This window comes from Nocardioides solisilvae, from assembly GCF_003194625.1.
GTDB lineage: Bacteria > Actinomycetota > Actinomycetes > Propionibacteriales > Nocardioidaceae > Nocardioides > Nocardioides solisilvae.
On the sequence record NZ_QHKX01000003.1, the window covers coordinates 539745 to 551439 of the forward strand.

Genomic DNA, 11695 nt, shown 5'->3' on the forward strand with positions numbered 1-11695 from the left:
CGGGCCCCGGGTTGAGGCTTCCGCGCGGTGACGTGCGCCACCCCTCCGCCTAGGCTGGGGACAACCGCGCGAGAAGGAGCCCCGATGGGTCACCAGGCACTGGCCGAGCGGGTCCTGCGGCAGCGGGAGCTGCTGCCCGACCTGTACGCCGCCGTCCACCCCGAGCACCTCCCCGAGCGGCTCGCGCTCACGATGGACGACCCCAGCGACCTCGACGACGTCAAGGGGGCCGACCGCGCCGAGCTGCTCGCCGACACCGCGCTGGTCGACCTCATGGTGACGGCGACGCGGCTGGGCGACGTGGTGGCCGACTCCTACGCGATGCGGGTCCGCGACCTCGGGATGACCCAGGTCGTGGCGATGCTCCGCGCCGCCTGCCGGAGGGGGATCGACGCCGTCCCCGACGCGCCCGCGGAGCTGCGCGCCTTCCTCGCCTCGTTGGAGGAGACGCCCGACTGGGTCGACCTCGCGCTCGTCGAGGAGGGCGCCCGCTGGGAGCGGATCGACGCCGCGCTGCTCACGCCGTTCGTCATCCGCGGCGCGTTCCTCGCGACGTTCCTCAACGCCTACGCCGCCCTCCCGATGGCGCTCACCGGGGCGCTGACCGGCGAGACGTCGGCGCGCCGGGTGAAGGAGACCGCGTCGTTCTTCGCCGCCACCGTGCTGCCCGGCGGGACGCGACGCCACGGCCCCGGCTTCGAGGCCGCCGCGATGGTGCGGCTCATGCACTCGGCGGTGCGGGTGCACGCCGTCCGCTCCGGCAGGTGGAACCACGACACCCACGGCCCGCCGATCCCCCAGGTCGACCAGATGCCGGCCGGGCTGATCAACAGCTTCCTCATCTCGGTCGCCGCGATCCGCGACGGCCGCGACGAGTTCGACGAGCGCGAGCGGGCGATGATCGAGCTGGCCCGCTACCGCTGCTTCCTGCTGGGTCTCCCGCCCGAGCTGCTGCCGCAGGACCCGCACGGCGTCGTCCGCGTCTTCAAGGCACGTGCCGCCACCCTGCGCAGCGCCTTCGACGACGAGACCTGCGGCGCCCTGGTCCGCTCGACGCTTGCTGCCCGGCTGCACCCCGACGCCGGCCGCTGGGGCCGGACGGTGGAGCGCTTCGAGCGCTCCTTCTCCACCATCACCTTCGTCCGCGCGTTCCTGCAGGGTGACGAGGCGCGCGCCGCCCGGATGGGCGTCCGGATCACGCGAGCCGACCGGCTGCGCGCCACCCCGATGCTGCCCCTCCTGCTGGGCCGGGTGCTGCTGGTGCGCCGCCTCTCGAAGGTGCGGGCCCTGGCGCCCGTCGTCGACCGCTACGTCGTCGCGACGCTGCGCCGCCGGCTGCGCGGCTACGGCCACCCGGAGTACGTCGCCCGCGAGGTCGCCTGATGGGGACGCTGCTGATGCGCCCCGAGGGCGAGCCCCGGGCCGTCGTCCTCTTCGCGGTCGGCGCCGCGGGAGACCCGGGACGGCACGCGCCCACCCTGGAGCGGCTGGCGGCCGCCGGCCTGCTCGTCGTGGCACCGCCGTCGGAGCGGCTCGCCTCCTCCTTCCCCACCGCCGACGAGCTCTCGGCGCGGGCCCGGCGGCTGGCCGACGCCCTGACGGGCACGCTCGCCGAGGCGGGGCGCGAGGACCTTCCCGTCGTCGGCGTCGGCCACTCGATCGGCGCCACCACCCTGCTCGCCCTCGCCGGTGGGGAGCTCTGGCTGGGTCAGAAGGACCGGGTGAAGGTCGCCTTGCTGCCCGCGCTCGACCACCTGGTGCTGCTGACTCCGGCCACCGGCTTCTTCCGGGCCCCGGGCGCGCTCGACCGCGTCAGCGTGCCCGCGCTCGTGTGGGCCGCCGCCGAGGACGACGTCACCCCGGCCGACGGGGTCACCCGGCTCGCCGAGGCGTTGCGGGCACACGTGCCCGTGGAGCTGAGGGTCGCCGACGGCGCGGGCCACTTCGCCTTCATGGACGACCCGCCGCCGGGCGTGACCGACCGGACCCCCGACCGGCAGCCGGTCCTCGACGAGCTCGTCGAGGTCGTCGTCGAGATCGCGGACGGGACCGCCCGACGCGCGTGAGGCGGGTTCGGTCACGGCTGTCGTCGTGGCTGTGACCGAGCAGACGCCCTCTCCTGCCCTTGGACCCTTGCGGTCCCGGCCCAGCGGAGGAGCATGGGAGGTGAGGGGAGACGACCTCCACGGCCTGCCGTGCACGCACGGCCATGCGACAGCCGGGCCGGCCCTCGCCGGGTCCGGTCCGGGAACGTCGCCGAGCGCCCGGTCCTCCCCCCGACACCCACCCCTGACCCGTCGCCGACGGGTCGCGGGCCCAGTCGGTCAGGAGAAAGGACATGAACACCCCCACGACGGCACCGACCGTCTACCCCGTCCACGTCGAGGCGGAGCTCGACCCAGGCCTGAGTCGTGGCCTCTGGCTCGTCAAGTGGTTGCTCGCGATCCCCCACTACCTGGTGCTGGCCTTCCTGTGGCCCGCCTTCGCGGTCGCGAGCCTCCTCGCGTTCTTCAGCATCCTGTTCACCGGTCGCTACCCGCGCGCGCTCTTCGACTTCAACGTCGGGGTGCTGCGCTGGACCTGGCGCGTCGCCTACTACGCGTACGGCGCGCTCGGCACCGACCGCTACCCGCCCTTCACGCTCGCCGAGGTGCCCGACTACCCCGCCCACCTGAGCGTCGACCGCCCCGAGCGGCTCTCCCGCGGCCTGGTGCTGGTCAAGTGGTGGCTGCTGGCGATCCCCCACTACCTCGTGCTGGCGCTCCTCGTCGGGGGCGTCGGGTACGGCGTCGAGGGGGCCGACGACGACCCCCGGCTGACCTTCAGCCTGATCGGGATCCTGGTCCTGGTGGCGGGCGTGACGCTCCTCTTCACCGGGCGCTACCCGCAGCGGCTCTTCGACCTCGTCCTGGGGCTGAACCGCTGGGTCCTCCGGGTCGCGGGCTACGTCGCCCTGATGACCGACCGCTACCCGCCGTTCAGCCTCGACCAGGGCGGGCACGAGGGTGCCGTCCGCACCGGGCCGCCGAGCGGCACGGGACCGGCCGCTCCGCCGGACGCCGCCTCCGTCGCGCCGCCGGTCACGGCACCGGTCACGGGACCGGGCACCGCACCGGCCGCCCCCCTCGGCGCGCCACGCTCCGGGTGGACAGCCGGCCGGGTGGTCTCGCTCGTCCTCGGCTCGCTGCTGGTCCTCGGTGCCCTCGGGACCGCGGGCACCGGCGCCGCCCTGGCCGTGGCCGACCAGATCGCGCGGGACTCCGACGGCTTCCTCATGAGCCCCGCGCAGGAGCTCACCACGGGCGCCTTCGCGATCGCCTCGGAGGACCTGGAGGTCCACAGCGACGGCTTCGACGGGCCGGCGGCGTTCCTGCCGGACCGGCTGGTCGGTGACGTCCGGCTGACCGTCGACAGCCTCGACGGCGAGCCGCTCTTCGTCGGGGTCGCCCCGGCCGCCGACGCGGCGCGCTTCCTCGACGGCGTACGCCACGACACCCTGCTGGAGCTGCGCGACGGCGACCCCGTCTACCGCAGCACCGAGGGCGGCGCCCCCGCCGCGCCCGCCGGGCGCGGGTTCTGGGTCGCCCAGGGATCGGGCGTCGACGACGTCCGGGTGACCTGGCCGCTCGAGGACGGCGACTGGACCGTCGTCGTGATGGACGCCGACGGCTCCGCCGGCGTGGCCGCCGACGTGGCGGTCGGCGCCGAGCTGCCGGGGATCGCCACCGTGGTGGCGGTCCTGCTCGTCACGGCCGCGCTGATGCTCCTGGTCGGCGGGCTGCTCGTGGCGGTGCCCGTCCGGGCCGCCTCCCGGGAGAACGCGCAGGAAGGAGAGCTGTCATGAGCACGCTGGTGGTCCACGAGTCGATGTGGTGCAACACCCGCGCGGTCGCCGAGGCGGTCGCCGAGGGACTGCGGGAGCGGGTGGGCGACGTCGAGGTGCTCGACGTCGCCCGGGCCCCCAGCCCGCTCCCCCACGGGGTCGACCTGCTGGTGGCGGGCGGCCCGACGCACGCCTTCTCGATGTCGCGGGCCTCGACCCGCCGGGACGCCGTCACCAAGGGCGCCGAGCCGGGCCACGAGGCGCGCGGCCTGCGGGAGTGGCTCGACGCGCTGCCGAGCCACGACCGCCTCGCGGTCGCCACCTTCGACACCCGGGTGGCCAAGGTACGGCGGTTCCCCGGGTCGGCGGCCAAGGCCGCCGCCAAGGAGGTACGGCGCCACCACCTCGGCCGGCTCGTCGACGTCGAGAGCTTCTGGGTCGACGACATGGCCGGCCCGCTGCTCGAGGGCGAGCTCGACCGGGCCCGCGCCTGGGGCGCCTCGCTGGCCGAGCACCTCGCTCCGCACTGAGCGCGGGCGACGAGGGACGGACGGGCCCGCGGTCCCGCCGGGAGGCGGGGCCACGGGCCCGTCGTCGTGCTGTGCCCTCAGGCGTGGGTCACGACACCGAGAGCGGCGTCGCGAACCGGCCGGCGCCGGCCAGCGGCGGCAGGCCGACCGCTGCGGTGGTGGTCGCCTTCAGACGCCACCCGTGCATGGTCCCGCTCGCGGGACCGCAGGTGGGGTTGTCGATCGACCCGACGCCGAACGACGTCGGGTCCGCCGAGACCGCCCCGGCGGCCACGTCCGGGACCGCCAGCGTGTTGGGCGTCCCGAGGTAGACGACCAGCTTGGCGTAGATCGCGCCGCCGTCGGGTCCGCCTGCGTTCAGCAACGGCGTACCCGTGCAGCTGGCACCCGAGTACCAGGTCTGCGACGGGTAGAGCGACCCGTCCCAGCCCACGTCGATCAGGTGCCCGGTCGACGTCATGACCGTGGCGCCGTACTGGCCGAGGGAGACCGTGCTGCCCAGCGCCCGACCCTGCCCGTCGCGGACCGTGTAGCTCCCCGCGCCCGCAGGACCCATCGGGCCGATCGGGCCGGTCTGGCCGGTCTGACCGGTGGCGCCGGCGGGACCGGTCTCCCCCTGGGGACCCGCGGGACCCGTCTCGCCGCGCGGTCCCTGCGGACCCTGGGGACCTGCGGGCCCCGCGGGACCCTGGGCGCCGTCCTGACCGTTGGTGCCGTCGATGCCGTCGATGCCGTCGATGCCGTCGATGCCGTTCAGCCCGTTGGTGCCGTTGGTGCCGTTGATCCCGTCGACGCCGTCCTGGCCGTCCGCGCCCTTGAGCGAGGCGAGCCAGAGCGCCTCGGTGCCGACGAAGCCCTGGGTGACGGCGATGTCGTAGGCACTCAGGCCGTCCCGGCCGTCGGCGCCAGGGGCGCCCACGAGCGAGTCGAGCCACGCCGCCTCGTCGCCCGGGAAGCCGTAGGAGACCGCGATCTCGTACGCCGTCGCCCCGGCCGCGCCCGTGGCACCGGTGAGGCCCGTCGCGCCCGTGGCGCCCGTGGCGCCGTCCTGGCCGTCGACGCCGTCGCGCCCGTCCACGCCGTCCCGACCGTCGACGCCGTCCCGGCCGTCGACGCCGTCGCGCCCGTCCACACCGTTCTGACCGTCGACGCCGTTCTGGCCGTCGACACCGTCCCGGCCGGCCGCGCCGTCACGACCGACTGCACCGTCCTTGCCGGTGGCGCCGTCCTTGCCGGTGGCGCCGTCCTTGCCGGTGGCGCCGTCCTTGCCAGCGGGTCCCTGGGCGCCGGTGGCGCCGTCCTGACCGCGCAGCGAGGCCAGCCACTGCTCCTGGGTGCCGCCGAAGCCACGCTCGACGGCCAGCTCGTAGGCGCTGGAGCCGTCGTCGCCCCGCTTGCCGGGGTTGCCCTTCTTCCCGGTCGTCTGCCAGGTGAGCAGCTGCTCGCCCTTGCCGCACTTCGTCGTGCCGTTGGGCACGAGACGGAGGTGGTTGAGCTGGGAGCCGACGCAGACGGTGATCGTCTGCCGGGTGGGCTTGCGGTCGAGCTGGGTGGCGGCGGTGGCAGTGCCGGCGACCGTCGCGGCGAGCGCGACGGCGACGAGGCCCGTCCGCACGGCCTTGGACTTGAGCGTTCTCACGGGGTTGACGATCCTTTTCGTCGGAGGGCAGGCGCGTGCCCTCCGTCGGGCAGCCGCCTGCGCCGTCGGGGGTGGGGCGAGTCCCGACCTCCCCCTGGAAACGGTCACTCGTGCGACGGTGCCACGCATGCTAATGAGCCACGGGGGCCTCCCGCGGCGTTTTCGCCAGATCGGGGACGGCTACACCTTGCCGCGGAGGATCCTCCGGAAGTAGGTCTGCGGCAGGGCGTGGCGGTCGACCCACCACGACGTGCGTCGAGGGCGGACGAGGTCGGGGAACCGCACCGTCGGCTCCCGACGACCGGCGCGGTCGACCTCGACGAACATGAGCCGTCGCCGCCCGGTGGTCACCGGCATCACCGTGTAGCCGTCGTACCGCTCGAGCGCACCACCGCGACTCACCGCCCGGATGTTGGGGGCCAGGACGGCGACCTGCTTGCGCAGCGCCCCGCCCGAGGGCCGGATGCCGAGGTCGGCCGCGTCGCCGAGGGCCCAGACCTGCGGGTACCGCGGGTGGCGCAGGGTGCTGGGGTCGACCTCGACCCGTCCGGCGGGGTCCTTGCCCGACAGTCCCGCCTCGGCGACCCAGGCCGCGGCCCGGTAGTGCGGGACGACGTGGGCGAACGCGACGTCGTCGACGACCTGCTCCCCGGCGGCGGTCGCCACCCGCACCGCGCGCCCCTCGAGCCCGGTGACCCGGGCCTCGCGCAGCACCCGCACGCCGTAGGAGTCGAGCACCCGGTCGAGCTCGGCGTCGGCCTCGGCCAGCACCAGCGGCGAGGAGCCGGGCAGGACCAGGACGACGTCGAGGTCGCCGAGCACGCCGGCCCGCTGCCAGTGGTCGCACGCCATGAGCAGCGGCTTGAGCGCCGTGGCCCCGCAGGGCGCGGGCTCGGGCGGGACGGTGAAGAGGACGCGGCCGGAGGTGAGGTCGCGCAGCGCCGGCCAGACCCGCGGCGCGGTCTCGACGACGAACGAGGAGCCCGCCCACCCGGCGGCGTAGGCCTCCCGCAGTCCGGGGGTGGCCTCCCAGTCCTCCTCCAGACCGGGGCAGAGCACGAGGGTGGTGCAGGAGATCCGGCGCCCGGAGGCGGTGGTGAGGACCGGACCGTCGGCCCCCTCGGGGTCGACCGCGGCCACCCGCTCCGGGATCCAGGTGACGCCGCCAGGCATCACGTCGGCGGCGGGCCGCTCCAGGTCGGCCATGGTCGCCTCGCCCGCGGCCACATAGCTGAGCAGCGGGCGGTAGCGGTGCACCGCCTCAGACTCGACCACCGCGACGTCGCCGGCGCCGTCGCGCAGCAGCCGCGCCGCGAGCGAGATCCCGGCGTTGCCGCCGCCCACGACCAGCACGTCGTGGTGGTCGCCGGGCCGATCCGTGGGGTGCTCCCTGGGGTGCTCCTGAGGGTGCTGCATGCGCGTTCCTCCCGCCCGGGGCCCGCCGAGCCGGGCCTGTCCGTCGAACGTAGCCCGGCCGTGGGCGGGGCCGCCGCTGACGGGGGGCCTCCTCGGAGCAGCGCCCCGGAGGCTTCAGGAGCGCGAGCGCGGGGGCGCGTCGACGGCGTCGGGGCCGTGCCCGCGACGGGCCACCTCGGCGCGGGCCCGGTCGATGCCGCCGTGCTCGAGGGCGGCGACCTCGGAGCGGCCCTCCCAGACCAGCCGCCCCCGCTCGCGGACGGAGACGGTCATCGAGGCACCGAGGTGCTCGATCGCGCCGGGCACGTTGCGTCGCTCGAAGGGCAGCGGGACCGGCAGCACGTGGGCGTGCTGGAGGTCGCCGGTGCCCTCGACGTCGACCTGCCAGCGGAGGCTGCGGCCACGCAGCACCCACCGCTCGTCGCCGACCTCGGCGTGCACCGGCGTGACCAGGGGGTCGCCGAGGCGCAGCACCCGGCCGTCGGGCAGGAGCACGACCAGGGCGGTCACCGTGGTGCGCAACGGGCCGGCGTACACCTCGCCCCCGGCGAAGGCGACGCACGCCGCCGGCTCCGCGAACCCCTGCGCCTGCCCCCACCACCAGGAGTCGGGGAAGCCGCCCTTGCCCCAGTTCTTCTCCGTGTAGACCGACCAGCCGTCGAGCTCCCACGTCTCGTCGCCGACGGTGGCGCGGCCGTGCGCGGCGCCGCCCAGCAGCCACGGGTGCCAGTACTGGTTGAGCCCCGGCACCGCCTGGAAGACGCTCGACCCGCCGAAGCTGCGGCGCGGCCACGGCACGGGCTGCCGCACCTCGACGTCGAGGCGGGCGTCGGGGCCGAGGTCGACCCGCAGGGTGTCGGCGGTCCCGCGGAACGCCGTCCCCGACGTGACGCCGAGCCGGTCGGGGTCGGCGTGGCCGACCGGGTGCTCGACGGTGCGGAGGAAGCCGTGGGGGTGCGCGGCCAGGCCGAGGGTCGACCACGTCCCGCCCTCGCCGTGGTGCTCGCGGTTGATCCCGTCGAGCGCGATCACCACCCGGCCCGTCGCGGGGTCGGTGAAGCGCCAGAAGTAGCCCTCCATCGCCACCCCGTGCGCGGGCAGCGGGTCGCCGAAGGGGCGGTCGGCCCCGCTGGCGCGGTAGGCGCGGCGCACGGGGTCGACGGCGTGGGCGAGGGCCGCCGACGCGCGGGCGAACGGGCCGGTCACGACCGCTCCCCCTTCGGCGGACGGGCCAGCGCCCGCTCGACGGCGGGCCGCACCCAGGCGTCGAGGGCGGCGGCGTCGGGGAGGTCCTCGGCGGCGACGAGCACCACCCCGCCCATGGTCCGCTCCCCCATCGTCGCGGGGCGCGCACCCTGCTCGAGCGCGGCGGCGACGCCGTCGGTACCGACGTGGACCATGAGGTCCTGCCCCCCGGCGCCGACCGCCATGTGGGTGTTCACGGTCCAGCAGAGCCCGCCGAACATCTTGATCTCGCGGCCCTCGACCCCGCCGGTGGCGGAAGCCGCGGCGGCCTCGGTCGCCCGCTCCACGGCCTCGCGGATCCGCGCCGCGAGCCCCTCGTCGTACGCCATGGTGGCCCCCTGGTCGTGTGCCCGGCGCCGGTGGACGCCGACCCGATCATGGCGGCCTCAGGCGCGCTCTGTCAGCACCCGCTCCAGGAACTGCCGCGTCCGCGCCTCCCGCGGGTGACTGAAGATCTCCTCGGGCGGGCCCTGCTCGAGGATCCGGCCGCCGTCGAGGAAGCAGACGTTCGTGGCCACGTCGCGGGCGAACGACATCTCGTGGGTCGCCAGCACCAGCGTCGTCCCCTCCTCGGCGAGGCTGCGCACGGCGCCCAGGACGTCGCCGACGAGCTCGGGGTCGAGCGCCGCCGTGATCTCGTCGAGGAGCAGCAGCGCCGGCCTCGGCGCCAGCGCGCGGACCAGCGCGACCCGCTGCTGTTGGCCGCCCGAGAGCCGGTCGGGGTGGGCGTCGGCCTTGTCGGCCAGCCCGAAGCGGTCGAGCAGCTCGCGGGCGCGGGCCTCGGCCTCCCCGCGACCGACGCCGTGCACCTTGCGCGGAGCCAGGGTGACGTTGTCGACCACGCTCAGGTGCGGGAAGAGGTTGTAGGCCTGGAAGACCATCCCCATCCGGGCGCGCACCGCGCGGCGGTCGGTGCGCGGGTCGGAGATGTCGACGCCGTCGAGCTCGACCAGCCCGTCGTCGACCTCCTCGAGCAGGTTGAGGCAGCGCAGGAGCGTCGACTTGCCCGACCCCGAGGAGCCGATCAGGCAGACCACGTCGCCGGCCGCCACGTCGAGGTCGATGTCGTGCAGCACGACGCGGTCGCCGTAGGCCTTGCGCAGGCCGCGGACCCGCAGCAGCGCGCTCGCTCCCCCGGTTGTCTCGCCGGTCATCGCGCTCCCGCCCGCTCCCGCTCGGCGACCCGCTTCTGCAGGTGGTCGGTGAGCCGCGCCAGCGGGATCGTGATGGCCACGAAGAAGAGCGCCACCACGACCAGCGGGGTGTCGTTGAAGTTGTAGCTGCCGTAGTCGCGGGCGGCGAAGACGGCGTCGAAGATGCCGACGGTCGAGACCAGGGCGGTGTCCTTCTGCAGGGAGACGAAGTCGTTGAGCAGGGGCGGTACGACGCGACGCACCGCCTGCGGCACCACGACGTGGCGCATGGTCTGGGCCCGGGTCAGCCCGAGCGTCTCGGCGCTGGCCAGCTGGGAGGGGTGGACCGACTCGATGCCCGCCCGGAAGACCTCCGCGACGTAGGCGCCGTACGAGAGCACGAGCGCCACCAGCGCCCAGAAGAACCGGTCGTTGGTCACGCCCTGCAGCTGCAGCGCGGGCACGCCGAAGGCGAGCAGCACCACGAGCAGGATCGTGGGGATGCCCCGGAAGAGGTCGGTGTAGAGCACGGCGAGCAGCCGCAGCGGGGTGAGCCACGCGGCGCGCGCCTGCCGGGCCAGCGCGAGGGCCAGGCCGAGCACGAGGATCAGCGGCTCGGCGATGAGGAACATCTTGACGTTGAGCCAGAAGCCGGCCCAGATCGCGGGGAACGAGTCGCGCGCGTGGTCGGGGTCGAAGAAGTACTCCTGGAACGTCTCCCAGCCCGGCGAGGAGACCAGGCCGGCCCCGAGCACGCCGAAGACGACGACGGTCGTCAGCGTCGCGACGGCCAGGGAGCGGCGGTGCATCGCCCGGCGGACCCGGCGCCGCTCGAGCTCGCGCTCGCTGGGCTGCCAGGCCTCCGGCAGGCCGCCGGCGTCACCGCCGGCGGCACCGCCCGGTGTCAGGGAAGCGGTCGGGCTCACCGGAGCTCGGGGACGCCGACCGTGTCGGAGAGCCACTCCTGCTCGAGGTCGGCGAGGGTGCCGTCCTCGGTCATCTCCGCCAGCGCCGCGTCGACGCAGGCGACGAGCGGGGAGCCCTTCTCGAAGAGCATCCCGAACTCCTCCTGGTCACCGGTCTCGGGCTGGAACTGCCCGATGATCGAGGCCTTCGGGATCTCCACGGCGGTGATGTAGAAGGCGGTCGGGAGGTCGGCCAGGAGGGCGTCGATCTGGTCGTTCATCATCGCCTGCTTGGCGGCGTTGGTGTCCTCGAAGACGGCCGTCTCGCCGTCGGGCTGGATCACGTCGCGGATCGCGGTGAGCGAGGTGGTGCCGGTCTGGGCGCCCAGCCGCAGGCCCTTGAGGTCCTCGATGCTGGTGGCCTCGGCGGCCGGGTTGCCGTCGAGCGCGATGACGGCCTGGGCGGCGGAGTAGTAGCCGGAGGAGAAGTCGACCCGCTCGGCCCGCTCGGGGGTGATCGAGATCTGGTTGATGTCGAAGTCGAACTCCTTGGGCCCCGGCTTGTAGGAGGTGTTGAAGGGGACCTTCACCCAGCTGACGGCGTCCTCGGCGAAGCCGAGACGGTCGGCCACCTCGTAGGCCAGCGCGGACTCGAAGCCCTCACCCGTGGTGGGGTCGTTGTCGGTGAACCACGGCTCGTAGGCCGGGGAGTCGGTGCCGATCGTCAGGGTGCCGGGCTCCATCACCGCGTCCGCGGCGCAGGCGGCCGGGTCGGCGGCGGCGTCGGCCGACGCGCTCGGGTCGGCCTCGGTGGCGGTGTCGTCGGCGTCCTCGGTGGGGGCGCAGGCGGCGCCCACGAGGAGCAGTGGGACGGCGACGGCCGCGCCGAGGCGGCGTACGGCGGGACGGGTGACGGGGCGCAGGGCGAGGCGGGGACGCATGGGCGAATCGTAAGCCGTGGCATCCCGCCGATTACCGCCTGGTTCACATCTCAACCATCCGGC

At 75.0% G+C, this 11695-nt stretch carries 11 protein-coding genes; 4 read left to right on the forward strand and 7 right to left on the reverse strand.

What is annotated here, in order from left to right; all coding sequences use genetic code 11:
• Window positions 1–84 precede the first annotated feature (84 nt).
• The 4 genes from DNK53_RS13895 (at window position 85) to DNK53_RS13910 (ending at window position 4353) form a co-directional block, all read left to right on the forward strand.
• Window positions 85–1383, forward strand: a complete 1299-nt coding sequence (locus DNK53_RS13895) for an oxygenase MpaB family protein (protein WP_110182903.1) — start codon at window positions 85–87, stop codon at window positions 1381–1383.
• Window positions 1383–2066, forward strand: a complete 684-nt coding sequence (locus DNK53_RS13900; RefSeq protein ID WP_110182904.1) for an alpha/beta hydrolase — start codon at window positions 1383–1385, stop codon at window positions 2064–2066. The genes DNK53_RS13895 and DNK53_RS13900 overlap by 1 nt, the downstream gene beginning before the upstream one ends.
• Window positions 2067–2338: 272 nt before the next feature.
• Window positions 2339–3844: a DUF4389 domain-containing protein gene (locus DNK53_RS13905; protein WP_110182905.1), complete on the forward strand. Its 1506-nt coding sequence runs from the start codon at window positions 2339–2341 to the stop codon at window positions 3842–3844.
• Window positions 3841–4353 (forward strand): flavodoxin family protein, encoded by a 513-nt coding sequence (locus DNK53_RS13910; protein ID WP_110182906.1) that lies wholly within the window; start codon window positions 3841–3843, stop codon window positions 4351–4353. The genes DNK53_RS13905 and DNK53_RS13910 overlap by 4 nt, the downstream gene beginning before the upstream one ends.
• A gap of 88 nt (window positions 4354–4441) precedes the next feature.
• On the opposite strand, the gene DNK53_RS18405 is transcribed toward DNK53_RS13910, so the two are convergent.
• The 7 genes from DNK53_RS18405 to DNK53_RS13945 all read right to left on the reverse strand — a co-directional run bounded on the left by DNK53_RS18405 (window position 4442) and on the right by DNK53_RS13945 (window position 11632).
• Window positions 4442–5992, reverse strand: coding sequence for a collagen-like domain-containing protein (locus DNK53_RS18405; RefSeq protein WP_275425759.1), 1551 nt, complete (start codon window positions 5990–5992; stop codon window positions 4442–4444).
• A gap of 180 nt (window positions 5993–6172) precedes the next feature.
• Window positions 6173–7408: an NAD(P)/FAD-dependent oxidoreductase gene (locus tag DNK53_RS13920; RefSeq protein ID WP_110182908.1), complete on the reverse strand. Its 1236-nt coding sequence runs from the start codon at window positions 7406–7408 to the stop codon at window positions 6173–6175.
• Window positions 7409–7522: 114 nt separating this feature from the next.
• Window positions 7523–8614 (reverse strand): tocopherol cyclase family protein, encoded by a 1092-nt coding sequence (locus DNK53_RS13925; protein ID WP_204163926.1) that lies wholly within the window; start codon window positions 8612–8614, stop codon window positions 7523–7525.
• The gene (locus DNK53_RS13930) at window positions 8611–8982 is read right to left on the reverse strand and encodes a TfoX/Sxy family protein (RefSeq protein WP_110182909.1); all 372 of its coding nucleotides are present in this window, start codon (window positions 8980–8982) and stop codon (window positions 8611–8613) included. Before DNK53_RS13930 ends, DNK53_RS13925 begins: the two co-directional genes overlap by 4 nt.
• A 57-nt stretch (window positions 8983–9039) precedes the next feature.
• Complete coding sequence (locus DNK53_RS13935; RefSeq protein WP_110182910.1) at window positions 9040–9807, reverse strand: amino acid ABC transporter ATP-binding protein; 768 nt, start codon at window positions 9805–9807, stop codon at window positions 9040–9042.
• On the reverse strand, window positions 9804–10712 hold the full coding sequence (locus tag DNK53_RS13940; RefSeq protein ID WP_239456537.1) for an amino acid ABC transporter permease: 909 nt from the start codon (window positions 10710–10712) through the stop codon (window positions 9804–9806). Before DNK53_RS13940 ends, DNK53_RS13935 begins: the two co-directional genes overlap by 4 nt.
• A complete protein-coding gene (locus DNK53_RS13945) occupies window positions 10709–11632 on the reverse strand; it encodes an ABC transporter substrate-binding protein (protein WP_110182911.1) in 924 nt (307 codons plus the stop codon). The genes DNK53_RS13940 and DNK53_RS13945 overlap by 4 nt, the downstream gene beginning before the upstream one ends.
• Window positions 11633–11695: the final 63 nt, after the last annotated feature.

Bases quoted from the DNA above. Each gene is read 5' to 3' on its own strand.
- DNK53_RS13935 (WP_110182910.1), bottom strand. From the start codon at position 9,807: ATGACCGGCGAGACAACCGGGGGAGCGAGCGCGCTGCTGCGGGTCCGC.
- DNK53_RS13920 (WP_110182908.1), bottom strand. From the start codon at position 7,408: ATGCAGCACCCTCAGGAGCACCCCAGGGAGCACCCCACGGATCGGCCC.
- DNK53_RS13905 (WP_110182905.1), top strand. From the start codon at position 2,339: ATGAACACCCCCACGACGGCACCGACCGTCTACCCCGTCCACGTCGAG.
- DNK53_RS13945 (WP_110182911.1), bottom strand. From the start codon at position 11,632: ATGCGTCCCCGCCTCGCCCTGCGCCCCGTCACCCGTCCCGCCGTACGC.
- DNK53_RS13910 (WP_110182906.1), top strand. From the start codon at position 3,841: ATGAGCACGCTGGTGGTCCACGAGTCGATGTGGTGCAACACCCGCGCG.
- DNK53_RS13900 (WP_110182904.1), top strand. From the start codon at position 1,383: ATGGGGACGCTGCTGATGCGCCCCGAGGGCGAGCCCCGGGCCGTCGTC.
- DNK53_RS13895 (WP_110182903.1), top strand. From the start codon at position 85: ATGGGTCACCAGGCACTGGCCGAGCGGGTCCTGCGGCAGCGGGAGCTG.
- DNK53_RS13930 (WP_110182909.1), bottom strand. From the start codon at position 8,982: ATGGCGTACGACGAGGGGCTCGCGGCGCGGATCCGCGAGGCCGTGGAG.